23 protein-coding genes are annotated in these 24613 nt (G+C 70.6%); 15 read left to right on the plus strand and 8 right to left on the minus strand.

Annotation, left to right across the window (positions count from 1 at the left end):
* Window position 1: 1 nt before the first annotated feature.
* Window positions 2-2197, minus strand: coding sequence for a DPP IV N-terminal domain-containing protein (locus ACFWY5_RS52610; protein ID WP_379639560.1), 2196 nt, complete (start codon window positions 2195-2197; stop codon window positions 2-4).
* Between the two features lie 50 nt (window positions 2198-2247).
* On the opposite strand from ACFWY5_RS52610, the gene ACFWY5_RS52615 reads away from it, so the two are divergent.
* Complete coding sequence (locus ACFWY5_RS52615; RefSeq protein ID WP_379639561.1) at window positions 2248-2871, plus strand: TetR/AcrR family transcriptional regulator; 624 nt, start codon at window positions 2248-2250, stop codon at window positions 2869-2871.
* On the opposite strand, the gene ACFWY5_RS52620 is transcribed toward ACFWY5_RS52615, so the two are convergent.
* Together ACFWY5_RS52620 and ACFWY5_RS52625 are read right to left on the minus strand one after the other, a co-directional pair.
* Window positions 2868-4073 carry an MFS transporter gene (locus ACFWY5_RS52620; RefSeq protein WP_379639562.1) on the minus strand — a complete coding sequence of 402 codons (1206 nt, stop codon included), beginning with the start codon at window positions 4071-4073 and terminating at the stop codon, window positions 2868-2870. The genes ACFWY5_RS52615 and ACFWY5_RS52620 overlap by 4 nt on opposite strands.
* Window positions 4073-4429: a hypothetical protein gene (locus ACFWY5_RS52625; protein ID WP_379639563.1), complete on the minus strand. Its 357-nt coding sequence runs from the start codon at window positions 4427-4429 to the stop codon at window positions 4073-4075. The genes ACFWY5_RS52620 and ACFWY5_RS52625 overlap by 1 nt, the downstream gene beginning before the upstream one ends.
* Before the next feature lie 69 nt (window positions 4430-4498).
* Between ACFWY5_RS52625 and ACFWY5_RS52630 the strand changes: the two genes are divergently transcribed.
* The gene (locus ACFWY5_RS52630; protein ID WP_379610150.1) at window positions 4499-5143 is read left to right on the plus strand and encodes a TetR/AcrR family transcriptional regulator C-terminal domain-containing protein; all 645 of its coding nucleotides are present in this window, start codon (window positions 4499-4501) and stop codon (window positions 5141-5143) included.
* Between the two features lie 84 nt (window positions 5144-5227).
* On the opposite strand, the gene ACFWY5_RS52635 is transcribed toward ACFWY5_RS52630, so the two are convergent.
* Complete coding sequence (locus ACFWY5_RS52635) at window positions 5228-5608, minus strand: hypothetical protein (protein ID WP_379639564.1); 381 nt, start codon at window positions 5606-5608, stop codon at window positions 5228-5230.
* 266 nt (window positions 5609-5874) lie between these two features.
* Here ACFWY5_RS52635 and ACFWY5_RS52640 point away from each other — a divergent pair, with 266 nt between their 5' ends.
* The 8 genes from ACFWY5_RS52640 to ACFWY5_RS52675 are packed head-to-tail and all read left to right on the plus strand — an operon-like array spanning window position 5875 to window position 14477.
* Window positions 5875-6573, plus strand: a complete 699-nt coding sequence (locus ACFWY5_RS52640) for an HAD-IA family hydrolase (protein WP_379610152.1) — start codon at window positions 5875-5877, stop codon at window positions 6571-6573.
* Window positions 6536-7261, plus strand: a complete 726-nt coding sequence (gene rpe / locus ACFWY5_RS52645; protein ID WP_379610153.1) for a ribulose-phosphate 3-epimerase — start codon at window positions 6536-6538, stop codon at window positions 7259-7261. The genes ACFWY5_RS52640 and rpe overlap by 38 nt, the downstream gene beginning before the upstream one ends.
* Window positions 7248-8081 carry a mycofactocin-coupled SDR family oxidoreductase gene (locus ACFWY5_RS52650; protein ID WP_379610154.1) on the plus strand — a complete coding sequence of 278 codons (834 nt, stop codon included), beginning with the start codon at window positions 7248-7250 and terminating at the stop codon, window positions 8079-8081. Before rpe ends, ACFWY5_RS52650 begins: the two co-directional genes overlap by 14 nt.
* 3 nt (window positions 8082-8084) lie before the next feature.
* Window positions 8085-9185: a transaldolase gene (tal, locus tag ACFWY5_RS52655; RefSeq protein WP_379639565.1), complete on the plus strand. Its 1101-nt coding sequence runs from the start codon at window positions 8085-8087 to the stop codon at window positions 9183-9185.
* A complete protein-coding gene (locus ACFWY5_RS52660) occupies window positions 9186-9470 on the plus strand; it encodes an antibiotic biosynthesis monooxygenase family protein (RefSeq protein WP_379639566.1) in 285 nt (94 codons plus the stop codon).
* A 13-nt stretch (window positions 9471-9483) separates the two neighbouring features.
* Window positions 9484-10671, plus strand: a complete 1188-nt coding sequence (locus tag ACFWY5_RS52665; protein WP_379639567.1) for a glycosyltransferase — start codon at window positions 9484-9486, stop codon at window positions 10669-10671.
* Window positions 10668-11819, plus strand: a complete 1152-nt coding sequence (locus tag ACFWY5_RS52670; RefSeq protein WP_379639568.1) for an MFS transporter — start codon at window positions 10668-10670, stop codon at window positions 11817-11819. Before ACFWY5_RS52665 ends, ACFWY5_RS52670 begins: the two co-directional genes overlap by 4 nt.
* 51 nt (window positions 11820-11870) lie before the next feature.
* On the plus strand, window positions 11871-14477 hold the full coding sequence (locus ACFWY5_RS52675) for an AAA family ATPase (RefSeq protein ID WP_379639569.1): 2607 nt from the start codon (window positions 11871-11873) through the stop codon (window positions 14475-14477).
* Window positions 14478-14482: 5 nt separating this feature from the next.
* Here the strand turns inward: ACFWY5_RS52675 and ACFWY5_RS52680 are convergent, their stop codons facing one another.
* Window positions 14483-15379: an aminoglycoside phosphotransferase family protein gene (locus ACFWY5_RS52680; RefSeq protein ID WP_379639570.1), complete on the minus strand. Its 897-nt coding sequence runs from the start codon at window positions 15377-15379 to the stop codon at window positions 14483-14485.
* Window positions 15360-15983 (minus strand): TMEM175 family protein, encoded by a 624-nt coding sequence (locus tag ACFWY5_RS52685; protein WP_379639571.1) that lies wholly within the window; start codon window positions 15981-15983, stop codon window positions 15360-15362. Before ACFWY5_RS52685 ends, ACFWY5_RS52680 begins: the two co-directional genes overlap by 20 nt.
* Window positions 15984-16062: 79 nt before the next feature.
* On the opposite strand from ACFWY5_RS52685, the gene ACFWY5_RS52690 reads away from it, so the two are divergent.
* Window positions 16063-16515 carry a MarR family winged helix-turn-helix transcriptional regulator gene (locus tag ACFWY5_RS52690; protein ID WP_379639572.1) on the plus strand — a complete coding sequence of 151 codons (453 nt, stop codon included), beginning with the start codon at window positions 16063-16065 and terminating at the stop codon, window positions 16513-16515.
* Here the strand turns inward: ACFWY5_RS52690 and ACFWY5_RS52695 are convergent.
* Window positions 16490-18010: a serine hydrolase domain-containing protein gene (locus tag ACFWY5_RS52695; RefSeq protein WP_379639573.1), complete on the minus strand. Its 1521-nt coding sequence runs from the start codon at window positions 18008-18010 to the stop codon at window positions 16490-16492. The genes ACFWY5_RS52690 and ACFWY5_RS52695 overlap by 26 nt on opposite strands.
* A 132-nt stretch (window positions 18011-18142) precedes the next feature.
* Here ACFWY5_RS52695 and ACFWY5_RS52700 point away from each other — a divergent pair, with 132 nt between their 5' ends.
* Together ACFWY5_RS52700 and ACFWY5_RS52705 are read left to right on the plus strand one after the other, a co-directional pair.
* Window positions 18143-18826: a trypsin-like peptidase domain-containing protein gene (locus ACFWY5_RS52700; protein ID WP_379639574.1), complete on the plus strand. Its 684-nt coding sequence runs from the start codon at window positions 18143-18145 to the stop codon at window positions 18824-18826.
* A 70-nt stretch (window positions 18827-18896) separates the two neighbouring features.
* Complete coding sequence (locus ACFWY5_RS52705; protein WP_379639575.1) at window positions 18897-19472, plus strand: hypothetical protein; 576 nt, start codon at window positions 18897-18899, stop codon at window positions 19470-19472.
* A 17-nt stretch (window positions 19473-19489) separates the two neighbouring features.
* Here ACFWY5_RS52705 and ACFWY5_RS52710 read toward each other — a convergent pair whose 3' ends face one another.
* Window positions 19490-23158 (minus strand): CHAT domain-containing protein, encoded by a 3669-nt coding sequence (locus ACFWY5_RS52710; protein WP_379639576.1) that lies wholly within the window; start codon window positions 23156-23158, stop codon window positions 19490-19492.
* Window positions 23159-23274: 116 nt separating this feature from the next.
* On the opposite strand from ACFWY5_RS52710, the gene ACFWY5_RS52715 reads away from it, so the two are divergent.
* Both ACFWY5_RS52715 and ACFWY5_RS52720 read left to right on the plus strand, forming a co-directional pair.
* Entirely contained in the window at window positions 23275-23670 is a 396-nt protein-coding gene (locus ACFWY5_RS52715; protein ID WP_379639577.1) for a hypothetical protein, read from the plus strand.
* The gene (locus tag ACFWY5_RS52720) at window positions 23667-24590 is read left to right on the plus strand and encodes a hypothetical protein (protein ID WP_379639578.1); all 924 of its coding nucleotides are present in this window, start codon (window positions 23667-23669) and stop codon (window positions 24588-24590) included. The genes ACFWY5_RS52715 and ACFWY5_RS52720 overlap by 4 nt, the downstream gene beginning before the upstream one ends.
* Window positions 24591-24613: the final 23 nt, after the last annotated feature.

Raw genomic sequence — 24613 nt, forward strand, 5'->3', positions numbered from 1 at the left:
CCTAGCCCGCGAGCAGTTCGGGGTCGAACGGGATGGGGTTGAGCCGGTACCCGGCGGGCGGCTCGGCGTTCAGCAGGTGACGCACGAAGTAGTCCCAGCGGCGGCGAGTCACGTACTCCTCGAACCCGACGAACAGGTGCTCGGCGCCGGGCACGATCAGCAACTCGAAGTCCTTGTTCGCGGCGATCAGCCGCTCGACCAGCCGCATGGTCAGGTGTGGCGTGACGTTGTCGTCCAGCTCGCCGTGGACGAGCAGGAGCTTGCCCTGGAGCCGGTCGGCCAGTTCGGTGTTGGCCGAGCGCGCGTAGGTCCCGGCATCGACCGGGCCCTCGTAGGACTCGCCCCACATCGAGTGGTAGAGGCGCTGATCGTGGTTGCCGCACTCGGCGACGCCGACCTTGAAGAAGTCCGGGTGGGCGAGCAGGGCGCGCACGGTCGCGTAGCCGCCACCCGAGCGGCCGAAGATTCCGACGCGGTCCAGGTCCAGCCACGGGCGGGTCTCGGCGAGCTGCCGCAGGGCCGCGATGTGGTCGTCGAGGTGGCCGCCCGTCTCCAGCGCGCCGTAGGAGGCGTCGTGGAAGGCCTTGTCCCGTCCTGGGGTGCCGCGCCCATCGAGAGCGAGTACGGCGAAGCCGAGCGCGGCCACCGCCTCGGCGTCATAACCGTAGAAGCCCGGATCGAAGGAGGGCGGCACCCGGCTGGTCTGCGGCCCGGGATAGGGATGATCGACGACCGGGTAGCGCCGGGCCGGATCGAAGCCGTGCGGCTTGTGGAGCACCCCGTAGAGGTCGGTCACGCCGTCGGCGGCCTTGACGCGCACGCGCTCCGGCGGCTGCCAGCCGGTGGCGAGCAGGCCGGAGATGTCGGCGTGCCCCAGGTCCACCAGGACACGGCCGTCCCATCCGCGTACCGTGATCACCGGCGGCACGTCCACGGCGGAGGCGGAGTCGACGAAGCAGGAGCCGTCGTCGGCGGCGCTCACCTCGTGGTCGAGGTCGTCGCCGGTGATCCTGGCGAAGCCCGTGCCGTCGAGCGCGACCCGGCAGACCTGGCGACGGTAGGGATCCTCGGGCACCAGGCCGGCGGCGGTGAAGTACACGCCGGTGGAGTCGGCGTGGAGGATCTCCTGGACGTTCCATTCGCCGCGGGTGAGGCGGACGGTCCGGTCACCGTACAGGTAGAGGTGGCCGAAGCCGTCGCGCTGGGAGTACCAGACCACGCCTTCGGGGAGCACTTTCACGATCGGCTTGTGGCCGATCCACTGCGACGGCTCGACCCGGGTGGGACCGCTCTCCTCGACCAGGGTGCGCACGTCGCCGGTCGCCGGATCCAGGCTGTTCAGCCGCAGGGTGCGGTAGTCGCGCGTCTGCTGCAGGTAGTAGGCGGCCGAGCCGTCGTCGGCCCACCAGATCCGCCTGAGCGCGATGGGCGACAGGTGGGCCACGAGGAGCGGTTCGGCCTTGGCGGCCACCGCCGTACCGGATGCGACGTCGAAGACGATCAGCTCGGCGCGCGGCAGCACCTCGTCGCCGGGCAGCGCGTAGCGGTAGGTGTGCGGGACGGGCCGCCCGCCGTCGGCGGGCGCGCTCTCCACCAGGTGCATGAGCCCGACGCCGCGCTCGTCGAGGCGGTGGGTCAGCAGTCGTTTGCCGTCCGGCGACCACACGACGAGCGGCGGATAGTACGGCAGGCCGAGGCGGCGCAGGAGCGTCCGGTGAGAGCTGGAGTCCGTGCCGGCGCCGTAGGGCCGCTCGGCGGTGCCGTCGGTGGTCAGCGGGGACTCGGCGCCGGTCGCGAGCTCGCGCAGCCACAGGTCGTGGCCCTTGCGGAAGACGGCGTGGCGGCCGTCGGGCGAGACGACGTCCGTGGGGCCGGGCGCCGCGCTCCTGGTCATGGTGTAGGTGTCGAGCGAGCAGCGCCGGCGTGCCCCGTCGGTGTCGAAGACGACGGCGCCGTCCTCCAGCGTGATGGTGCCGAAGGGCAGCGCGTCCGGGTCGGCGCCCAGGGCCTTGGCCAGCCGTTCGTGGTCGAAGGCCGGCTCCTTCGTTCCCGTCGCGGGGTCCACGCGCAGGAACCGGCCGTCGGCGCGGTACCAGAAGGTCCCGTCCTGCCAGACGGGCCGGATCTTGCCGCCGCGTACCAAAATGGGCCTGTTGTGTCCGAGCAACTGCTCGGCGGCACGGTAACGTTGTTCCATACGCGAACAGTACATGTACAGTACGCGATACGACAGATGGGAGATCGAGCATGCCCCGTGCCCCGCGAGGGACGCTCAGCCATCAGGTGATCCTGGAGCACGCGACACAGCTCATGGACGCCGAAGGGCTCAGCGCGGTCACCGTCCGCCGGCTCGCCAAGGACCTGGGCGTGCAACCCATGGCGCTGTACACCTACTTCAAGAGCAAGGAGGAGATCCTCGCCGCGCTCTACGACAGCCTGCTGGCGACCATCGAGGTGCCCGAGTCGCCTGACGCCGGGCTCGACGGGGTACGGCAGGTCATGCGGCATTTCTTCCGGCTGCTGACCGAACATCCGGCGATCATGAAGGCCGGTTCCGGCGGCCAGGGCGACATGCGTCTCGCCGAGGTGCTCTACGCCCTGCTGTTGAACAGCGGGATCGAGCGGCGAACCGCCGTGGGGATCGCCTCCAGCCTGGTCCGGTTCACCATCGGCAGTGCCTCGATCTACCAGGAACGGGCCGGATGGAACGCCGACCACTGGTCGAAGGTACGCAACTCGCTACGGGAACTGCCCGCGGAGCGGTATCCGGTGATGCGCTCGTTCGGTGATGACCTGCCGGAGTTCACGCAGGAGGAAGTCTTCGAGTTCGGCATGGACCGCATCCTTCGGACAGACCTGAACAAGCCTTAGAACGGTGCCGCAGCAGCCTGGTTCGGGGTGCGCTGGGGCAGGGCGCCGGTGATCGCCAGAGCCAGCGCCGCGATCAGGGCGAACGTGGCGAACGCGGGACCGTTGCCGCCAACGGCAACGAGTAGCGGGGCCAGCTGGGCTCCGGCTGCTCCACTCGCGGTTCTGGCGATCGTGTTGACCCCCGTCGCCATCCCCGTTTGACGTGCTTCGACGGCGTCCACCACGAGCATGCCGAACGCCGAGAACGCCAGTCCGTACCCGGCGCCGAGCAAGAGGCCGGCAACACAGATCTGCCACAGCTCATCGTGCGCGAACGCCAGCGCCACACCTGAGGCGATGCCCAGCGCGGCGCCCGCCCGGACGGAGAGCCGCCCGCCGAGCCGCGGCGAGAGCGGGGTGGTCACCAGCATCGCCGCGACCATGGGCAACAACGCGACCACGATCCGGTCTTCGGGAACGAGATGCGGGATCAACGTGACGACGCCGAACATGGCCGTGCCGATCGCGACGGTGGCCAGGTTGGTCACCACCATCGCGCGGCTGCGGAGCAGGCGGAGATCGACCATCGGTTGCCGCACGCGGGCGCCGGCGGCGGGCTCGTCGGCCGGCAGGAGCAGTACCAGCAGGAGCGCCACGATCCCCAGGGCGAACAGCGGCCAGAACAGCCATTCCGCGCCGAACGCGGTCAGCAGGGGGGCGGCGGCGAGCATGCCGGCCGCTCCGCCGATGCCGAACATCGCCGACAGCAGCGCGACGGCGTGCGGCAGCCGGTCGGCGGAGACCGCGTGGCGCACGAGCCCGAACGCGAGCGGGAACAGACCGCCGGAGACCCCGGCGAGCGCCCGCCCGGCGAGCAGCAGCGGGAAGGAGCCGGACAGCGCGCACAGGAGCTGGCCCGCGACGAAGAAGCCCAGGCAGACCAGCGCGATCCGGCGATAGCCGTACCGGTCGCCGAGCCGCCCGGCGACCGGAATGGCGACCGCGCCGGCGAGCATGAAAACGGTCAGCGCCCATGGCGCCGCTGTGGCGGACACTCCGAACTCGCGTGCGAACGCGGGCAACGCCGCGACGACGATCGTCTGCGCGACGCTCGCCGCGAACGCGGCCACCAGCACCGCGAGGACGGTGATCCTGCCATCGCCCTTCACGACCTTGCCGCGAAGGAGAAGGACCAGCGTGAAGAGCCCGGCCAGCAGCCACATCACGCCTCCTCGGCCAGCATGCGGCGGGCCCAGTCCCTCGCCTCGGCCAGATCACGGGTCGCGAGCGTTGGACAGCCCCACAACTTGTCGGCCGACCGCGACGCCTTCTCCGGAGGGTCGCCGGCAAGGACGAAGGCCAGGCCGCGGCACCATTGGCGCAGGCCTGGCCGTACCCGCATGAGCATGCGCACTCGCGCCGGCGCCTCCTTGCCGCGCGGGGCGGGCTCGGAGGCGGCCAGAACCACGACGGCCGTAAAGGGAGTCTCTCGTCGCGTGGCCGACCACAGCGCCGCGGTGACCGAGGCCGGATCCTCCGCACGCACCTCAAGTAGCGGCCATTGGTCCCAGTTCTCCATGCGACACCTCCATTTAGGTTAGCCTTACTTAAACACTTGCGGACAGCGTCCGCAAGTATGCTGGGCGACGTGACGGACCGTCGGCCGTGGGGCAGCCTGGAGAGGGCGCAGATCGTCGATGCCGCGCTCGCGCTCGTGCGCAGGGAAGGTGTGGATGCGCTCACCATCCGCCGTCTCGCCGCCGAGGTGGGTGCGGCCCGGATGGCGCTCTATCGGCACGTGGCGGACAAGGACGCGATTCTGGACCTGGTCGCCGACGAGGTCGCCCGCCAGGTGATCCCGGACGAGGCGTCGCGGGGCCCGTGGGAGGAGCGGCTGCGCCACCTCGCGCACAGCATGCGCGCCGTGCTGCGTGAGCATCCCGGCATCGCCGAGCGCGCGATGAGCCGCGTGAACGCCGGACCGGGCGGGTTGCGGATCGCCGATACGATCGCGGACATCCTCGCGACGGCCGGCCTCGACGACCAGGCCGCCGCCCGCTACTACCTCATCTTCGTGGACCTCGTGCTCGGGAGGGTGCAGCGCGAGGTGCACGGCGATCCGACCGCCCCGGAGCGCAACGCCGAGTTGTTCGTGGCCGCGGAAGCGGGCGAGGGGATGAAGCAGCTGAAGGCCCTGCTGCCGAGCCTGCGGGCCGTGACGCCTGATCAGATCTTCGGCGCGGAGCTGGACATGGTGATCGGGGCGATCCGGGAGACCGCCCAACCGCGGTGACACCGCAGGCGGGTCCTTGCCTCACGGGAGGCGTGGCGGACTTCTGCCCCCGGGGATACCTCGCCTGGGGGCAGAATCGCTCGATCAATCGATCAGAGGGGGAACGTGTCGGTCCTCCATCCCTCGCCCGTCGTCACGGTGTGCGAGGTGTTGCGCGAAGCGCCCATGCCGCGTACGGTCGCCACCACGAACACCGGCCAGACCCGCGATCACCGTGCTGGATGCCTCGTCGAGCAGGTGCGTGTCGTCGACGCCGAGCACCGTCGCCTGGCGGACCCGCCGGCCGATCGCTCGCATCAGCTGCACCGACCCGGCGGCGACCGGAACGTGGTCAGGTACGAGGTGCGCCAGCGCCCCGAACGGGATCTGCGCGGCCGCGGAACTCGCCGCGACCCACTCGCCGCGCCCGCCCGATCGGTGCAGTGCCTCGCCTTCAGTTCCGGCTCGCGCCCGACGGACGGCCATCGACGAGCTTTGTCAGGAGTAGTCACACCTACTCTGTTCGAGCCGCGAGCAGCTCCCGCCCGGCCAGGTTGGGTGATCGTCAGTGCCCAAGAGGAGGTTCCGGGCGGCCTGGGTCGGCCACGGGCCTCGGTGAGGTGATCGCCCTGGCTGGTTAGTTGGCCGGGCTGTGCGCGGCCACCTGATTAATCCGCCTGATCTATTGCCCCGGCGGGCGCCCGGCATACGTTCGCCCAGAACCACTCCGGGACGGGAAAAGGCGGGATTTCATGCGTACTTCTTTCAGCGCCATCGCGCTGGATCTCGACGGCACCCTGGTCGACTCCTATGCGGATGCCGAGGCCTGCTGGGGAACGTGGGCCGCATCCAAGGGAATAGCCGCCGCGTTCGACCTGGCCCAGCATTACGGGCGGCGCAGAACTGACATCGTGCGTTCCCTTCTTCCGCATCTCGGCGAGCCGGAGATCGCGGCGGAGGCCGAGGCCGTGCGGCTGGCCGAGCGTGACCGTACGGGCAGCACCGTCGCGCTGCCCGGCGTGGCGGCGTTGCTCGAAGCCCTGCCGGACGACAGGTGGGCCATCGTCACCTCCAACGACACCGAGGTGGCCATGGCGCGGCTGCGCGGCGCGGGGCTTCCCGTTCCTCGGGTGCTGGTCAGCGCCGATGACGTACGGCACGCCAAACCGCATCCGGAGGGCTTCCTCCTGGCCGCCGGCCTGCTCGGCGTCGATCCGGCCGACGCGCTGGCCGTGGACGACTCGCCCAGCGGGATACGGGCGGCACGGGCGGCCGGGATGACCACGATCGCCGTCATGTTCCGGCACGACGGCGCCGCCCTCGCCGAGGCGGACCGGATCGCCGAACACCTCGGCCGGATCGAACTCGAGATCAACGACCATTCGCTCGTTCTTCGTACCCCGGGAGCAGACCGTGGCACTCCGTATGGCGCCCAGCATTCTCGCGGCTGACATGTCCCGCCTGGCCGAGGCGGCCAACCGGGTGGCCGGTGCGGCGGACATGATCCACGTCGATGTGATGGACAGCCACTTCGTCCCGAATCTGACCGTGGGGCTGCCGGTGGTGGAATCGCTGGTCCGCAGCGCCGAACTCCCCCTCGACATCCATCTCGGCGTCGCCGACCCGGACCACTGGGCCATCCGGTACGCCGAGGCTGGGGCCGCGAGCGTCACCATTCACGCCGAAGCCGTCAAAGCGCCGGTACGCACGCTGCGGGCGATTCGCGGCGCGGGCGCGCAGGCCGGGCTCGCGCTGAATCCGGCCACGCCGCTGGAGCCGTACGAGGCCCTGCTCCGGGAGGTGGACATGCTCCTGGTGATGACGGTGGAACCCGGTTTCGGCAACCAGGAGTTCCTCGGCTACCTGCTCGCCAAGGTCAGCCGCGCCCGGCGGGTCATCGACGAGCAGGGGCTGCCGCTGTGGCTCCAGGTCGACGGCGGCGTCAACCTGCGCACGATCGAGTCGTGCGCGGCGGCCGGCGCGGACGCCTTCGTGGCCGGGTCGGCCGTCTACGGAGCCGAGGATCCCGGCGCGGCCGTCGCGGCGCTGCGCCGTACCGCCGAAGAGGCCCGAGGCCTGGCCGCCGCGAACTTCGCACAACCCACGAGCCGCAAAGGGGACCACAATGGGACGGGTTGACGGCAAGGTCGTCCTCATCACGGGCGCCGCGCGCGGGCAGGGCAGGTCGCACGCGCTACGGCTGGCCGAGGAGGGCGCGGCCATCATCGCCACCGACATCTGTCACGAGGTCGGGAGTACGCACTACGCGCTGGCCCGCGCGGACGATCTCGACGAGACCAGGAGCCTCGTCGAGGCCCGCGGCGCGAAGATCATCACCGCGGTCGCCGACGTGCGGAACGTCGATCAGCTGGACGCGGCGGTGCGGGCCGGGCGCGAGGCGTTCGGCGACATCGACGTCGTGTGCGCGAACGCCGGCATCGGCTCGCTGGGCCGCGGCTGGGAGCTGTCCGCCAAGCAGTGGCAGGACATGATCGACGTCAACCTCACCGGGGTCTGGAACACCCTGCGCAGCGTGATCCCCCACATGATCGAGGCCGGGCGAGGCGGGTCGCTCATCCTGACGAACTCGGTGGCCGGGCTGCTCGGGCGCCCGAACATGGCGCACTACGCCGCCTCGAAGCACGGGCTGGTCGGGCTGATGCGCTCCCTGGCCAACGAGCTGGCCCCGTACCGCATCAGGGTCAACAGCGTGCATCCCGGCAACGTCGACACCGACATGGTGCGCAATCCCGTGGGGCTGCGGCTGCTGGTGCCCGGCGTGGACCGGCCCACGGCGGAGCAGATCGCCGAGTCGGCCGCCAGGCTCAACGCGATCCCGGTGCCCTGGGTCGAGTCGATCGACGTGAGCAACGCCGTGCTGTGGCTGGCCTCCGACGAGACGCGTTATGTGACCGGGGCGACCGTCCCGGTCGACGCCGGCGCCTTCATCAAGGCGTAGGCGATGGCGGGCAACGATCGGCTGCGGGCGTTGAGCGAGCACGGCGTCTCGATCTGGCTCGACGACCTCAGCCGCGAGCGCATCGTGACCGGCACTCTCGCCGCGGCGGTGCGCGACAGGCACGTGGTAGGCGTCACCACGAATCCGACGATCTTCCGCGACGCCGTCGTCCGGGGGACCTCCGCCTACGCCGCCCAGCTCCGCGAGCTGGCCCGGCAGGGCGCCGGCGCGGCGGTGGCCGTGGAGCGGCTGACCACGACCGACGTCCGGGACGCGGCGGACGTGCTGCGCCCGGTGTACGAGCGCACGGACGGCCGCGACGGCCGCGTCTCCATCGAGGTCGACCCGGGCCTGGCGCACGACACGGCGGGCACGGTCAAGCAGGCGCGGCGGCTGTGGGAGGCGATCGATCGCCCCAACGTCCTCATCAAGGTCCCGGCGACCCCGGCCGGGCTGCCGGCGATCACCGACCTGGTGGCGCACGGGATCAGCGTCAACGTGACACTGATCTTCGCGCTGTCCCGGTACGCCGCCGTGCACGCGGCGTACATGGAGGGCGTCGAGCAGGCGATCGAGCTGGGCGCCGACCCCGCGCGGGTGCGGTCGGTGGCCTCGTTCTTCGTCTCCCGCCTCGACACCTACGCCGACCGGCGGCTGGACGCCATCGGCACCGGTGAGGCGCGGCGCCTGCGCGGGCTGGCGGGCCTGGCCAACGCCCGCCTCGCCCACCGGCGGCACCTGCGGGACCTCGAGTCCGGCCGCTGGCGGGCGCTCGCCGCGGCGGGCGCGCACCGGCAACGCCTGCTGTGGACCTCGACCAGCGTCAAGGACCCGGCCTACCCGGACACCTACTACACCGCGGGGCTGGCGATCCCCGGAACCGTCAACACCCTGCCCGAACCGGCCATCGACGCCTTCGCCGACCACGGGACGGTGGGCGGCGCCGTACCGGATGGAGCCGAGGTGTTCGGCGCGCTGGCCGCCCTCGGCATCGGCTACGACGAGATGGTGCGCCGGCTCGAAGCCGACGGCATCGCGCAGTTCCTGACCTCATGGCGAGACCTGCTCGGCGCCGTCGAGCGGTACCTGAGCGAGGAGAAGTAGATGATCTTCGAGTACGCCTACCTGTACATCACGCCCGGCCGGGAGGAGGAGTTCGAGAGGGCCTTCCGGCAGGCGAGCCCGCTTCTCCTGGCCGCCGAGGGCTGCACCTCCGCCGACCTGCATCGCGACGCCGAGGCGAGCGGCCGCTACCTGGTCCGCGTCGGCTGGGAGAGCCTCTTCCACCACCTCGACCTCTTCCCGGACAGCGAGAACGCGGCGGAGCTGGCGAAGGCCATCGAGCCCTACTTCGCGAAGCCGCCGGAGCTACGTCACTTCGAAGCGTGAGAAGGGAAGCGCCATGTCCATGTCAGCCTCGGCCGTGGCCGGCAGCGCGGTGGGCAGCCTGGTCATCTCGGCGGACGAGTTCTGCCAGAGCCAGGCGCCCGACTATTGGGACTGGTCGCGCGAGGTCCACCAGCGCATGGCCGCCACGCTGCTGGACTTCGACATCCGCGAGGTCGCGCGGCTGAGCCGGCTTCTCCTCGCCGAACCCGCCAGTCCCGTCCTCTACCGCGACCTGCGCGCCCGGCTGGACGACGCGATCGCCAGAACCGAGAGCGAGCGGTGCGCGCGGCTCGCCGAACTCGCCTGGGCGACCGAGTGCAGGTCCCGGCTCCGTCTGCACGTCGGCGACGACACCCCGGCGCCCGCGCACGGCTCCCCCACCGCCACGGAGATCCTGTCGGGCCTCCCCCGGCGCCCGGGGAACGCCGGCGGGCACCGCGTCAGGGCCGCCATCGTGATCCCGTTCCGCGACGCCACACCGGGCGGCGCACGTTCGCGGAACCTGGCGGCCGCCATCGCGGCGCTCCTGGACCAGAGCGCCGCACGGCACGACTACCGCATCGTCGTGGTCGAAGCCGACGATGCCCCGAAACAGCGGCACCTGCTGGAGCCCGTGGTCGACGGCTACGTCTTCGCGCGGCATTCCGGCCGGTTCAACAAGGCGTGGGCGGTCAACGTGGGCGTCGCCCACGGCGCGCGGCCCGCCGAGACCATCTGCGTGCTCGACGCCGACATGCTCGTCGACCGCGATTTCGTCAGCCGGGCGTTGAAACGTTTTTCGGAGCCGGGTACCCAGGCGCACCTGCCGTTCAGGGACATTCTCTTCCTCGATCGTGAGTCCAGCGCGCGAGCGATCGAGCGGCGCTGCTTTCACGGGGACGCCCACGTCGACGAGCGCGCCGCGCGGGGCGTCTATCTCCGGCGTCCGCCCGGCTGCTGCGTCTGGGTGCGCGATTCGCTGTTCTCCCGCGTCAGCGGCTTCGACGAACGATTTTCCGGCTGGGGCGGCGAGGACCTGGACTTCGTGCGCCGGGTGGAGCACCACGGCCCGCTCGACCGGTTCGCCGATCCGACCTTCCATCTCGACCACCCGCGCGCCACAGCCAGAAACGACGACGGAACCTCGTTCTACGCCTCGGTGGAATGGTGCACATGGCCGCTCGACTCGCCCTTCGGCGACCTCGGCAAGTTCGCCGCGTGAGCCCGGCGGCCGCCGTCTCGGCCGTCTTCTTCACGCACGCGCTCCTCGTCGCGGCCTGCGTATCACGCATCTCGTCGCTGAAGCACGGTCTCGGGCTGTCCGACGCGCAGCTCGGCCTCGCCCTGCTCGCGGGGCCGCTCTGTTCGGTCGCGGCCATGTTCGCCGCGGGGCAGCTGGTCAAGCGGATCGGCGGCGGGCGGGCGCTGCGCCGGACGGTCCCGCTCATGTGCGCGGCCGCGCCGCTGCCGGGCCTGGCCGACTCCCCCTGGAGCCTGGCGCTGTTCCTGGGGATCTGGGGAGGCGTCGAGGGGATCGTCGGCGTGGCGATGAACGCGCACGCCGTCGACGTCGAATCCGCCACGGCGAGACCGATCATGTCGAGGCTCCACGGCTTCTGGAGTCTCGGCGCGCTCGCCGGCGGCGCGGCCGGCACCGTCGCGGGCTACGCCGGGCAGCCCGTCGCCTTGCAGGGCGCGGAGCTCGGCCTGGTGGCCTTCGCCGCTTTCGTCGTGCTCGCACCCCGTCCGGTCCTCACGAAGGCCAGGCCCGTGGGAACCGGCGGGAGGCCGGCAGGGATGGTTCTCGTCCTGCTCGGCGTGGTCGCCTTCTCCTCCAACCTGGCCGAGGGGAGCGCCCAGACCTGGAGTTCGGTCTTCTTCACCGACGCGGCCGGGGCGCCGCGGGAGCTGGCCGGGCTGGGCCTGTCGGTGTACGCGGTCAGCATGTTCGCCAGCAGGTTGTTCATCGACCGGGTGCTCGGCAGGTTCGGGACCGTGCGTACCGTGCGCGTGCTCATGGTCCTCGCCGGGCTCGGCTTCCTCCCCGCGCTCCTGGTCCCCCATCCCGTGACCGCGATCGCCGGCCTGATGGCCGTGGGGCTCGGGTTCTCGCCCGTCATCCCGGCGGCGCTCCGGGCGAGCTCCAAGATCCCGGGAATCGCGCCCGGACCCGCCCTGGCCACGGTCTCCGGCCTCACGTGGGGCGCCATGATGTGCGGGCCGCCGCTGGTGGGCGGGCTGGCCGCGGTGTCCGGCGTCGGTGTCGCGCTGGGTCTCGTGGTCGCGTTCGCGGTCGTGGTCATCGGTTGTTTCGCGTACGCGCTGCGCCTCGGCGCGGTCGAGGCGCTGGACGGCCCACAGGGCGGTTGACTGCCGGTCATCCGCGATGCCCGGGACGGCGAATAGTCCCGGGAGGCGCTCATGCGGGGATGGCCGTTCGTCGGGCGGGACGAGGAACTTGAAACGATCCGGTCGTGCTTCGACCGGGAGGAGGCGATCGGCGTCGTCATCTCGGGCGAGGCCGGCATCGGCAAGACCCGGCTGGCCCGGGAGGTCCTCGGCAGCCTGGAGTCGCGGGGCTGTCACACCGAATGGGTGGCGGCGACCGGAGCGCTGGCGTCGATCCCGTTCGGCGCGGTGGCCAATCTGCTGCCGAACGGCTGGCTGCCCGGTGAGCAGGGGGTGTCGGTCCTGGCGGCGACGGCCACGCGCCTGCGCCGGTGCGGCGAGACCCGGCGGGTGATCATCGGCGTGGACGACGCCCACCTGCTCGACGCCGGATCGGCTGCGCTGATCGGCTATCTCGCCGCGCACCGGCTGGCGTTCGTGCTGACGACGTGCCGTTCCGGTGAGGGCAACGAGACGATCACCACCTTGTGGAAGGACGGCATGGCGCCCTGGCTCGAACTGCCCGCCATGCCGCCGTCCGCCGTGGACCACCTGGTCGACCACACCCTCTCCGCCGACGTGGACGGCGTGACCCGGGTCAGGCTGCACACCATGGCCGCGGGCAATCCCCTGGCACTGCGCGAGCTGCTGTCGACCGCCATCGCCGACCGGGCGCTGCGCCCGCGGCACGGGGTGTGGCACTTCACCGGCGACTACCACCCCACGGGAGCCATGCGCCGCCTGCTCGCCGACCGGCTGCGTCCCATGCCGCCCCGGATCCGCCTGGTGCTGGAACTGCTGGCGTGCGGTGAGCCGCTCCCCCTGCCCCTGCTGGCCCAGCTCGCGGAGCCCGCCGCCATCGACGAGGCGCAGACGCACGGGCTGACCGTCTTCGAGCGCGAGGGCAATCGCACGCAGGTACGGCTCACGCACCCGATCTACGGCGAGGTGGTGCGCGCCGGCCTGCCCGCCGGCCGGGCCCGCCAGCTGTGGTGGCGCCTGGCGCACGCCCTGCTGGAGTCCCCGCTGCGCCGCGGCGACGACCTGCTGCGGGCCGCGCTCTGGCAGGTCGAGGGCGGAGCGGTGGTGCGCGCCGACGTCGTGCGGCGCGGGGCCCGCCAGGCCATCGACCGCGCCGACCTCGCCCTGGCCGAACGGCTCGCGCGGGCGGCCCGGGACGCCGAGCCCTCCGTTGAGGCCGACGCCCTGCTCGCCGAGGTACTGGAGTACCGGGGCCGCAGCGCCGAGGCGGCGGCGGTCCTGCCGGAGGAGCCGCCGTCCGGCGACGACGAGCTGCTCCGGTGGGCATTGGTCCGGGCCGAGACCACGTACTGGGGTGACGGCGACGCCGTGGCCGCCGAGCGGGTGCTCGACCATCTCACCGACCGGCCGGGCGAGGATCTGGCGCTGGGGATCCGCTCGTGGATCCTGCTGCATGACGGGCGCTGCGGGGCCGTACTGGAGATCGCGGAGCGGCTTCTCGCCACGGAGACGGCGAGCGCGCAGGCGGTCATCTGGGCGACCGCGGCCGCCACGGCGGCCGCGGGCTTTCTCGGGCGCGCCCCCGTGGTCGCCGGTTACCACGAGCGTGGCCTGGCCGTGGGTACGGCCCGCCGAGCCGAGCTGCCGTGGGGCGTGGTCGAACTTGAGATAGCCCGCTGCCTGGCGTCCCTGGCGATGGGCGAGGCGCACCAGGCGTGGAAGGTCGCCGACGAGGGGTACCGCCAGGTGTTGTCCGGCGGCAGCCCGCTGATGTCGGTCGGCTACATCGGCTTCCGCGGGCTGGTGGAATGCGGCCAGGGCAGGCCGGTCAGCGCCGGCCGGTCGCTGCGCGAGGCGATCACCTGTCTGGAGGGCAAGGACACGCTGCGGCTCACCCGCACGTTCATGGCGGGGCTGGCCACCGCGTGCGCCGTGGGCGGTGAGGCGGCCGACGCGCGTACCTGGATGGAACGCGCCGACCTGGCCGCCAACGCCGCCAACCGGGTGTACGCCCCCTGGATGACGCTGGGCAATGCCTGGACCCTGGCCGCCGAGGACCGCCTGACCGACGCCGCGATCGTCGCGCGCTACGCCGCCGACCAGGCCCTCGGCCTGGGACTTCCCACCGTCGAGGCGCTCGCGCGCTACGACGTGGTACGGCTCGGCGGCGACGGCCAGTGCCGCCGGCTGGAAGAGCTGGACGCGGCGCTGCGCACCCCGATGAGCCACGCCCTGGCGACCGCGGCCCGCGGGCTGCGGAAGGAGGACGGCGAAGCGCTCTCGGCGGCGGTCGACGCCTTCGACCGGCTGGGCCAGCACCTGCTCGCCGCCGAGGTCGCGACGTGCACGGCCAGGATTCACCGGGAGTCCGGCCTGGCCAGCAAGGCGGCGCTGGCGCGCGAGCGGGCCGCGGGCCTGCGCGCGCGCTGCGAGGGCGCCATCACGCCGTTGCTCAACCACGAGCAGATCCTGCGGGTGCTCAGCCGCCGCGAACGCGAGGTGGCCCTGCTGGCCGTGCGCCTCAGCAGCCGGGCCATCGCGGCGCAGCTCGGCCTGTCGGTGGCGACCGTCAACAACACCTTGGCCCGCGCCTACACCAAGCTCGGCATCTCCGGCCGGGCCCAGCTCGCCACCCTGCTGGCCGAGGAGCCGGGATGACCGCGTCAGACGCCCTTCAGAACCCGATCGAGTGCCGCCCGGCCTTTGGGCCCCCAGTGCGGCTTGCCGCCGGGAAGGCCCCGATCTCCGTTCTGCCCCATGAGCATCAGGAAGAGGCTCTTCATGGCGGCCAGCCCGCGGGCGCGCCGGATGGCCGCCTCGTCCGCCCGCGCGTACGCGTCGAAGAACCGTGCGGCCGCGCCCGGGGGTAGCAGCACCCATGCGGCGGCGAGGTCCCACGCCGGGTCGCCGACGAACAGGTCACCGAAGTCGACGATGCCCGAGAGCGTTCCGTCCGAGACGACGACGTTCGCGGGATGGAGGTCGCCGTGCACCCACACCGGCGGGCCCTCCCACGCGCCGGCCGCGACGGCGTCGTCCCAGACCTCCCGGACGCCGGCGGGGATGTCGCCGGGGTCGACGGCCTGGAGGAAGTGCTCGAAACCGCCCGTGCAGTCCCGGGGATGGGCACCGCGGTCCGTAACGATCGACACCTCGGCGGGCGCCTCCACGTGGAGCGCCCGGAGAAAGGTCGCCAGCGTGTCGGCCGCGTGGTCGCCGCGGCTGATCGAGCCGTGGTCCAGCGGCTCGCCGGGAACCCACGTCATCACGGTCCAGTGCTTGGGGAAGCGCTCGGACGGTTCGCCGAACCGCACCGGGGTCGGCACCGGGAGCGGCAGGCGCGGGGCCAGCACGGGCAGCCACCGCCGCTCCTTGAGCTGGAGCTCCGGGGTGGGGTCCATGCGCTGCATGCGCACGGCCAGCTCGTCCCCGAGGCGCCACATCTGGTTGCCCCAGCCGCCCGCCACCTCGCGGACGGCCAGCCCCGCGAGGTCCGGATGTTGCTCCTGCAGCAGGTCGCGGACCAGGTCTGCGGTGATTTCAAGCTCGGTGTCGGTCATGCGACGTCACAGTACCGAGACGGCGGGCGACGGTGAGCACGATCGGCGCCGTCAGCCAGACCAGGTACGCGCCGGTGCTATTGGTCAGGAACGAGACGGGAACGGACACCGCGAACACCGCGGCCAGGCAGACACTGCGCACCATGCTCTCGGCGAACGCCCGGGGCGGGACGTCCGTCCGGTAGAGGTGTGCGCGCCGGATCTCCCGGATGATCAGTGCGAACGACGCGGACGCCATGACCTGGACCATCGCGTACAGGCTGAACCGGGGCGCGAAGGCGCCGTCGGCGGTGAGCACCCGGGTCGCGAACGGCATCAGGACCTGCATGAACAGCCACGCCAGGGTGAGGCTGGTCAGGCGGCCGCCCAGCGAGCGGACATATCCGAATATCTCGTGATGGGCGCGCCAGTGGGCGGATATCACCACGAAGCTGAGCGCGAAGGCCAGGTACTCGTGGCCGTGGGCCGAAACCGAACTCAGCATCGCCTCGGTGGTGTCCCCGGTGGGGACGGGGAGATCCAGCGCCAGCAGGGTGAGCGCGATCGCGATCACCGCGTCGACGAACATGGTGAGCCGCTCGGCGCCGATCTCGTTGTTCGCCATGGTGAGGACAGCTCCCGGGGCTCGACATAAGCCTTACCTGGTTAATATTAACAAGGTAACATTCGGCTAGGGTGATGGGGTGGATGACGGACTCGCAGATCTGCTGCACCGCGTGGTCATGCTGCTGGGCGAGGCGGCCCGGCGGCGCACCGATGGCCGGGACGGGATGACGTACAGCCAGATACGGCTTCTGGGCACGTTGGAGGACATCGAGCCGGTGACGCAGCATCGGCTCGCGCAGGCGCTGTCGGTGTCCGACCCGGCCATCAGCCGGGCGCTGCGACCGCTCGAAACGGATGGCCTGGTGCGGATCACCATCGACCCCGAACACGCGCGGCGGCGGCTGGTCCGCCTCACCGATGCCGGCCGGGAAGCCTTCCACACGGCAGGGAAGCCGCTCTACGACGAGCTACGCGCCGGGCTCGTCGCAGCCGGCTTCCCCTACGAGCGCTATCTCGAGGACACTCTCCGGCTGGCCGAGATCCTCGCATCCGACCCGGATCGGCCTACTCGCCGCAGAACACCTGGTTGACGAGCCTGTGCTGGGCCTTCCGGACCACTGCGGCGATGGACATGCCGGCGTCGTCCACCCAGTTCAGTACGGCGGTCAGGGTCTTGCCGCCGTCGGGCGTGCTGTACATCAGCGTCATGGAGGCGACGTTGCCGCCGTTGTGGGTGATGAGGGTGGCGCCGCAGTCGGTTTTCGTGACGAACACGCCCAGCCCGTAGTCCATGTTCGGCAGGCCCGTGGGGTGCGGGGCGCACATCTCGGCCAGCAGCGAGGCCGGCAGAAGCTTGCCGCCCATCAGCGCGGAGATGAACGTGGCCAGGTCCTGGCCGGTGGAGATCATGTCACCGCCGGTGCAGATCCAGGAGGGGTTGTAGCGGGTGATGTCGATCGTCTGCTGCCCGCCGTCCTCCTCATAGCGGTAGTAGATGCGGCTGTGCGGCTCCGGGATCTCCGGCGAGGCGCCCGGCACCACCGTGCCCGACAGCCCGAGCGGCCCCACGATCCGCCGCTGCATCTCCTCGGCCAGCGAGCGGCCGGTGACCTTCTCGATCAGCAGCCGGGCCAGCACGTAGTTGGTGTTGGAATAGCTCCAGCCCGTCCCCGGCTCGAACCGGGCCGGCCTGGACAGCGCCAGCCGTACCAACTCCTCGGGCCGGTAGGTGTGGAACCGGATGTCCACCCACTCCTTGCCCGTGGTGTTGTAAGGCACGGGGATCCCGTGCACGATCGACCCGTCGTCGTAGACCTCGCCGGTGAAGTTGAACAGCCCGCTGGTGTGCTGGAGCAGCATCCGCACCGTGATCCGCCGGTCCAGCCCGAACTCGGGCAGGTAGCCGGCCGCCGGGGCGTCCAGCTCGACCTTGCCCTCGGCCACCAGTTGCAGCACCAGGGTGGCGGTGAAGGTCTTGGTGTTGCTGCCGATCCGGGCGTGCCCGTTGACCGGCGGTTTCGCGGTCCCGCCCAGCTCGGCCACCCCGGCGCTGCCGGCCCAGTCGCCGCGCTCGTCGTGCACGCGCAGCGACACCCCGACGAATCCGGATTCGACGATCTCCTCGATCGTCTTCTGCAGCTCCGGGCGATCCTGCCCGTCCTGTACGGCCTCGCGGTCCGCACCGGCGGCGTCGAGGGCTCCGGTGACCTTGCGGACCATCTCGGCGGTGGCGGGGTTCGGCCGGTCCTGGCGGATCTGGGCGGTCTCGACGGCGACGAGGACGGTGCTGCGGAAGTTGGCGGCCTCGGCCGGATCCTGCCGCTTCAGGAGGTTCATGGCCGCGGTCAGGGCCGGCAGCACGCGGTCGGCGATCGCGGCCACGGACCTGCCGGTCAGGTCCTTGGCCTCCGGGTGGTCGGCGAGCACATGCCCGATCAGGCCGGTGGCCGAGCCCAGCGCGATGCTGCCGGCAGTGGCGATCTTGTGCGGTTCGCCGGCGGCTCCGGCGGCGGCCATCAGCGTCACGGCGCCGTACGCGGCGATCCTCAGGGTGCTCTTGTCCTGGTCGGTAAGGATGATCGTCATGGTGGTCTGCCCTTCGAGGTTGTTGGGTCCTGGTCGGCGTCGTGCTGCCGAGCCTTCACCCTGACCCAAGGTCAACCTCAACTGTGACCTAGCTCACACCTCACTACGGCCCGCTTCACTAAGATCCCGCAGATGATCGGGAAGAGGCTGTCCGCGCTCGGAGCGACCTTGATCGTCCTCACTGCCGCGCCGGGGGATCAGAGCGCCTTCCCCAGGCCGGATCCACTCTCGTACGTGGTCAAGCTGAAAGGTATCGCCCCCGCCTGCGACAACACCCGGCCGGAAGCGACGGGTTTCGCCTACGGGCCTGAACGAGTGATGACCACCGCGCACTTCGTGGCGGGCACCACCGGCTCGATCGCGGTGAGCGCACCGGGCAGGAAGCCCTACGAGGGCAGGGTCGTCCTCTTCGACCCAGGCCGTGACGTCGCCGTGCTGCGGGTGCCGGGCCTGCGCGCGCGAGAGCTGGTCTTCGGCCCCATCGAACCCGGCGAGAGCGCCACGTTCGCCGGCTATCCACGCGGAGGGGACCTCGCCAAGACATCGGGCAGCGTCGGGCGCGGCTTCACCGCGCATGGCCCGGACATCTACCACGAACGCCAGATCCGCCGCGAAGTCCTCATCGTTCAGGCACCCGTCAAGCCAGGGGGCACGGGCAGCCCCCTGCTCAGATCCGACGGAACACTTTCCGGCATGGTCTTCGCCAGTGACCTTCGCGAGCCCCGCGGGTATGTGCTGACAGCCAAGGAAATCACCCGCCCGGCGATGGACGGCAAGACCGCGACCGCCGCCGCGTCCACGCAGAAATGCCTCTGACGACGGGATGTCGATGCGTCGTTCCAGCCCTGGGTTTCGGGCCGGATCACTCGCGGATAGGGTTTCCGGCATGTCCGGACGCTGGCCATTGCTCGTCGCCCTCAGTTTCTGCGCCTTACTCGTGTCCGTCTACGCGACGATGGCGATCGCGATCATGCCGATCGTCATCACCGATCTTGCGGCGCCTCCCGCGATCATGCAGGTGGGGACCTACGGCTATCTGGTCGCGTTCCTGGGCGTGCTGGTTCCGGCGCCCCGTCGCCAGGCGGTGCTGCTGACCGTGTCGATCGCCCTGGGGCTGGTCGTCTTCGGCCTGGCAACCGTGCTGTGCGCGTTCACCCCCATGCCCAGCTTGCTGATCGGCGGCCATGTCCTGCAGGCACTGGCCGGAGCGGTCGTGCTGTGGGCCGGGACCGGCCTTCTCAGGGCCGCGTTCCCCGGGCCCGAACTGTGGAAGGCGATCCCGGTTCCCGCCGCCGCCGTCCTGGTGGGCCTCGGTGCGGGAGTGCTCTTCGGGATGATCGTCGCCCAGCTCATGTCGTGGCGCGCGAGTTTCCTGCTGGGCCTTCCCCTGGTCGCGGTGGCCCTGGTGGCGGTGCTGATTCTCGCGGTCAGGCTGGCTTCGGCCGTACCGGATCGACGGTAGTACCCAGCTCGGACTCTTCACGAACCGGCATGGATATGTGCGGCCCACAGAGCGGGGCTGCCGGGGTACTTGTCGCGTAGTTCGCGCACCGCGCGGTGCAGTGCGGCGGGCGCGTGTTCGACGTCGGGCGGGGCTGTGCCGCCGTTGGTGAGGGCGGTGTAGAAGGCGTCGGCGATTTCCAGCGCGGCCTGGTCGTCGATGGGCCACAGTGTGCCGATGACGTGGCGATAGCCGGCGAGCTGGAATGCCGAGGTGATGTGAATGGCCTCGTCGTGCAACTGTGGGAGCGCGTGTGTCGTGTCGCATGCCGAAAGGTAGGCGAGAGCCGCCCCCGGCAAATGTTTGTTCGCGACAGTGGTCAGTCTGAACGGGCAGTCGGCGTGGTCATAAAGCAGGAGCGTGCTGCAGTCGGGGCGGCTCCAGTCGCTGACGCCGTGGCAGGCGAAATGGACGATGCCATGGGACTCCAACGCCGTTGAGACGGCGTCGTGGTTGGCGGCGGAGTTACTGAGGAGGAGAGAGTCCGGGATGTGGTCGCGCACGCGATATGCCTCGGCGAGGGCGGCGGGCAGGTCTTTCTCCGCGCCGGGGAGTTCGGGGACCGCGACGATGAGAGCTCCCGGTCTGCCGGTCCAGAATTTCTGTGTCCGGGTGGCTCGCGCGTAGCGCAGGGCCCGGACCGTGGGAGTGTAGGACGAGACCGCGCGGTCCAGCACCGTACGACGTGGGATTCGGCCGTCATGGTGATGCCCCGCGGCGTGCAGGGGCAAAGGGGCGGCCACGCCGATCGGGCACCACCAGATTCGCGGCGGTGCGGATGAATCGTGGCCGGTGAAGCCGAGGGCGTCCAGTACAGGACCGGCGATGTGGTCCCAGAGCCAGCCCAGCACCGCGGACATGTCCTGTTGGGCGCGCCGCCGTTCCGGAAGAGAATGCGACGACAGGCGGGCCCGCGTGTCGTGCAGCCGGTTCACCTGCGCGATGATCGCCGGCTCATCCACATCCGGCAGATGAAGGCTGAATATCCTCTTCGGAGTGATGATCAGCGCGTCACCGCGATAGCGGCTCACGTTGATGAACACGATCGGCCCATCCGTAGCCTGCCTTCGCAGGGCTTCGGCGGAGAGCGGAAGCATGAAGTCTTCGAAGCCGCTGACACCGCGGACCGCTCCGACGATGGGTCCCCAGGCGCGTTCATACTCCTGCCGCAGAACGTCCAGCCCCAGGAATGCGCTCCGCCAGAGTTCGCCGGGGTCGCCGCCGGGGTTGGGCTTACGGCCTCCGGTACGGGGTCCCTGCGTTTCTGGATGATCCTTTTCCGATTCGAAGCGCAAGAGGGCGAGTTCGTCGGGGTTGCGCTCGAACAGCTCTGCCTTGTGCAGCAAGCGCCCGAACAGATCGGCCAACCCCGGGTTCTGAACGGCCAGGCCGGCCAGCAGGCCCCGCCGGTCGATGGTCTCGGTCAGGAGCGTCCCTCGCGCCTTTTCCAGGAGTTCCACCGCCCGTTCAGGATGGCCGGCCGCCGCCGCGGCCGAGGCTGCCTCCGCCGCGAGACCAGCGGTCTCGGCCAGGGCCTTTTGCCGATCGTGGCGCCAGATCAGCACCGACGAGACATGCGGGAGCAGGGTGATGGCCTGCTCGAAAGCCCGCTGGGCATTCTCCGTTTCACCCGCCGTCATGTGCGCCCAGCCCAGATTCCGGTACAGCTGGATGCGGGTCATCGCGGGGAGACCCGTTTCCTTCGCCGCCCTGGTGAATGCGGCGGATGCCTCGTCCAGAAGGGATTTCGTGGGTGTGCGTTCGTACAGCCGCCGCAGGATGAGTCCGAGGTTGGCATGCGCGCTCCCGTTGCCAGGAGCGGCCGCCACCGCTTCTCGCGCGACGCTCAGCGCCTCGTGTGTGGACGCCGGGTCGTCCTGACTCTGCGCGACGAGGCCGAGGATGGCCGCCAGGTTGGCCAGGAACGGAGCACGTTCCGCCGACTCCGGTGGCAGTGCCGCCAGCTCCTGGTGAGCGAGGTCGACGGCGCGCCGGGCGTACCCGGGAGAACGGCCCAGCCTGCAGAGATACGCCGTGAGCCGAAGGGCGATGGTTCGTCGCTCCGTGGCCACCTCACACGTGGCCAGTGCCTGCTCGGCCAAGGCCACCGCTTCTTCGCTCGCCTCCCGGCTGGATGTCCGGTCACCGGTGAGGTACATCGCTTTGGCAAGAATGGTCAGGCACGAGGTGCGGGCCGGAACATCCGGCGGACACACCTGAAGCGCCCTTCTGCCCGCCTCGATCGCCTCGCCGAGATCGCGGCTGTTGCCTTGCTCTTCGTACAGCACCAGGAGGACGTCACACAGGCGAGCCAGGAGTATGGCCTGTTCAGAGGGTTCAGCCGAAGCGGATGCGGCCTCGGCGTCCCGTGCCTCGATCACCGCCTGCTGCAACCATTGCCGGTCGCCGGTCGCCGTAAAGAGTCCGCGCAGCGCTTCCGCCAGGTTGTCGTGGACCCTGACGCGGACGGGGTCGTCTTCGCCGAGGGTCTGAAGCGCGCTGCGGCCCATCGTTTCGGCCTCCCGCATCAGCTCCACGTCCTTGGTCCTGGCGACCAGCTCGCAACAGACGATCATCCGGCGGACGAGTGCCTCGGCCCGACCGGTGTGGCCGAACGGCGGGATCGCGAGGATGGACTCCTCTCGCGCATCGCGCAGGGCCGCCAGGTTGTCGCCGACGCGGTACTGCTGGAGAAGTGCCGTGGAGAGCACGTCCGCGATCACCCTGCGCATGGCCGTGTCGTTCCGCTCGTCCGCGGCACGGGCGGCCTCGCGCAGGAGCGTGACCGCCACCACGGACAGCTCGGTGTCACCGCTCTTTTCGCACAGCCCGTGGATCACTCGTCCCGTCATGAACGAGTTCTCCAGCCGTATGCGCGAGTCGTCAGGCAGCGAATTCGCCAGCTCCCATCCCAGACTCGCGCATTCGCGCAGGATGGCGGGGTCTTCGACCCGCCAGTGCCAGCGAAACTGCAGACAGGTGACGAGGTTCGACAGAGCGGCCACCCGCCAGGGCATTCCCGCTGCCTCGATCGCAAGGATCTGACGAAGATCCCGTTCCACTTCGGAGATCATGGGGTCGTCCCACTCGTTGCCCAACATCACCGCGAGGACTTTGTTGCCAAGGCACTCGACATGGCCAGGGGAAAGGATCGGCGTGTAGCGCAGGACGTAGCGATAATCCTCGGCCGCCTGCTGAAACTCCGCGCGAGTAGGTTCGGCCCGTCGGCCTTTGACCACATCGTCCGCGCGGGCCAGCCGCTCGGAGTGATCGCCGGCGTTTCCGGCCGCGTACCGGTCGATGTGGGCACGATGACGTTCCATTCCCACCCGAATGAAGTAAGGCGTCGCCGCCGGAGCTCGGCGCATGAACGCGAACGCGCTCGCCAGATCCGTCAGGCTTTCGTCGGCCTCCGGGCGCGCCGCGAACCGCAGCCAGAACAGTTCCGCCAGTGCGCTCCACGCGGCTTTGTGGCGGCCACCGGCGGCCCCTCGACCGAACAGGCCTTTACCGTCGGTGAGCCGGATCAGGGCGGCGGCCTCGGCCAGCGCGTCAGAACCCACCACGCGATCGGGACGCCCCGTATCCCGGCAGTGAATGACACGCTCGCGTATCCGCCTCACGAGACTTTCGACGTCCTCCGGCACGTGTCCTCCCGCACGCCGTACGATCGGTTTTCCTGCCGGACGCATCGGCGCCCCCTACACTTTCCCGTGAATACGCCTTTGCCCGAGGGACATCTTCAAGATCCGTATGGGGCGGCATGACCGAGATTCCTGCCCGCGTCGATCGCCTGTGCGTGGTCCTGGGCGAGAATGGGGCGTACCTGCGTGACATCGCGGAGAGCGCGGGTGTGGGCAGGACGCTGGCGCGTATCGAAGCCGCGGTATGTCGCGACGATCAGCGGGCCGACGACGAGCAGCTTGAGCGCGACCTCGATGCGCTGGACGACGCGATGGCCCGTAGCGGGCACGGCTATCTAACCCACCCCGTACGGATCTACCGCAAGCTCCCCGGCAAGCAACAAACCTCCGCGATCGACGCATGGGTCTGCCCGGCCTTCAAGGCTTGTGCCCGCCTTCTGAGGGTTCGTGAGGTAGAAGGGGCGGTCTGCGCGATCACCGGACAGAGACTGAAAAAGCTCCAGTTCAGGTCATGAACAGCTTTCTCGCCGGCATCGGAGCGAAGCTCGCCGAGCGCTGGGCCACGCTGCTGGTCCTGCCCGGGTTGATCTACCTCTTCGCCGGTACGGTCGCCGGAGTTCTGGGCCACCGTCACGCCCTGAACGTTTCCTGGCTGGCTTCGTGGATCGATCGCATGGCGGCCGAGCCCGTCTCTGCCAGCATGGGTGCGATTCTGCTGGTTTCCGCCGGCGTTCTGTCCGCGTCAGCCGTGGCCGGGCTCCTCGCCTCGGTCCTTGGCCGGGCACTGGAGTGGGCCTGGCACCGGCCCGAGGGCCGCCGGCTGTCCCGTTTCCTGACCGGGCGGCGCAGGGCGCGCTGGGACCGCGAGGATGCCCGGATCACCCGGGAGCTGGCGGCGTCCGTACCCAGCGGCCGGTCAACGGTCCGCCTGCCTCCTGCGGCCGTCGCCGCGCTGGGCCGCCGGGACGCCGTCTCGCTCGAACCCCCCGCCGGGCCGACCTGGATCGGCGACCGCTTCCGCGCGCTTACCGTGCGCGTGCGCCGGGCGTACGCCCTCGATCTGCTTGCCGTGTGGCCGAGGCTGTGGCTGCTCCTCCCGGACCCGCCCCGGGCGGAGATCACCGCCGTGCAGGACAGCCATGCCGCCGCCGCCCGGCTCGGCGGCTGGGCGCTCCTCTATCTCATCCTCGGCGCGATCTGGTGGCCGGCGCTCCTCGCCGCCGTGGTCCTGGGTTTGACGAGCTGGTACCGGGCACGGAGCACGGCGGAAGTCCTCGCCGCACTCATCGAGGCCGCGGTCGACCTGCACGCCTGTGACCTGGCTGCCCAGCTCGGACTGAGCGACGGAGGACCCGTCACGCGCGGCCTCGGCCGGTCGATCGCCGAACTGATCGAGAAGAGCCCTGAAACGCGACTTGACCAGCATTCCGGATAGTTCACGGCCTCCCGCGAGGTCGC

It is taken from the genome of Nonomuraea sp. NPDC059007, from assembly GCF_042740555.1.
In the GTDB taxonomy this organism is placed as follows: Bacteria; Actinomycetota; Actinomycetes; order Streptosporangiales; family Streptosporangiaceae; genus Nonomuraea.

Coding starts and splice junctions, on each gene's coding strand:
- ACFWY5_RS52610 (WP_379639560.1), bottom strand. CDS start 2,197: ATGGAACAACGTTACCGTGCCGCCGAGCAGTTGCTCGGACACAACAGG.
- ACFWY5_RS52615 (WP_379639561.1), top strand. CDS start 2,248: ATGCCCCGTGCCCCGCGAGGGACGCTCAGCCATCAGGTGATCCTGGAG.
- ACFWY5_RS52620 (WP_379639562.1), bottom strand. CDS start 4,073: ATGTGGCTGCTGGCCGGGCTCTTCACGCTGGTCCTTCTCCTTCGCGGC.
- ACFWY5_RS52625 (WP_379639563.1), bottom strand. CDS start 4,429: ATGGAGAACTGGGACCAATGGCCGCTACTTGAGGTGCGTGCGGAGGAT.
- ACFWY5_RS52635 (WP_379639564.1), bottom strand. CDS start 5,608: ATGGCCGTCCGTCGGGCGCGAGCCGGAACTGAAGGCGAGGCACTGCAC.
- ACFWY5_RS52640 (WP_379610152.1), top strand. CDS start 5,875: ATGCGTACTTCTTTCAGCGCCATCGCGCTGGATCTCGACGGCACCCTG.
- ACFWY5_RS52650 (WP_379610154.1), top strand. CDS start 7,248: ATGGGACGGGTTGACGGCAAGGTCGTCCTCATCACGGGCGCCGCGCGC.
- tal (WP_379639565.1), top strand. CDS start 8,085: ATGGCGGGCAACGATCGGCTGCGGGCGTTGAGCGAGCACGGCGTCTCG.
- ACFWY5_RS52660 (WP_379639566.1), top strand. CDS start 9,186: ATGATCTTCGAGTACGCCTACCTGTACATCACGCCCGGCCGGGAGGAG.
- ACFWY5_RS52665 (WP_379639567.1), top strand. CDS start 9,484: ATGTCCATGTCAGCCTCGGCCGTGGCCGGCAGCGCGGTGGGCAGCCTG.
- ACFWY5_RS52675 (WP_379639569.1), top strand. CDS start 11,871: ATGCGGGGATGGCCGTTCGTCGGGCGGGACGAGGAACTTGAAACGATC.
- ACFWY5_RS52680 (WP_379639570.1), bottom strand. CDS start 15,379: ATGACCGACACCGAGCTTGAAATCACCGCAGACCTGGTCCGCGACCTG.
- ACFWY5_RS52685 (WP_379639571.1), bottom strand. CDS start 15,983: ATGGCGAACAACGAGATCGGCGCCGAGCGGCTCACCATGTTCGTCGAC.
- ACFWY5_RS52695 (WP_379639573.1), bottom strand. CDS start 18,010: ATGACGATCATCCTTACCGACCAGGACAAGAGCACCCTGAGGATCGCC.
- ACFWY5_RS52700 (WP_379639574.1), top strand. CDS start 18,143: ATGATCGGGAAGAGGCTGTCCGCGCTCGGAGCGACCTTGATCGTCCTC.
- ACFWY5_RS52705 (WP_379639575.1), top strand. CDS start 18,897: ATGTCCGGACGCTGGCCATTGCTCGTCGCCCTCAGTTTCTGCGCCTTA.
- ACFWY5_RS52715 (WP_379639577.1), top strand. CDS start 23,275: ATGACCGAGATTCCTGCCCGCGTCGATCGCCTGTGCGTGGTCCTGGGC.
- ACFWY5_RS52720 (WP_379639578.1), top strand. CDS start 23,667: ATGAACAGCTTTCTCGCCGGCATCGGAGCGAAGCTCGCCGAGCGCTGG.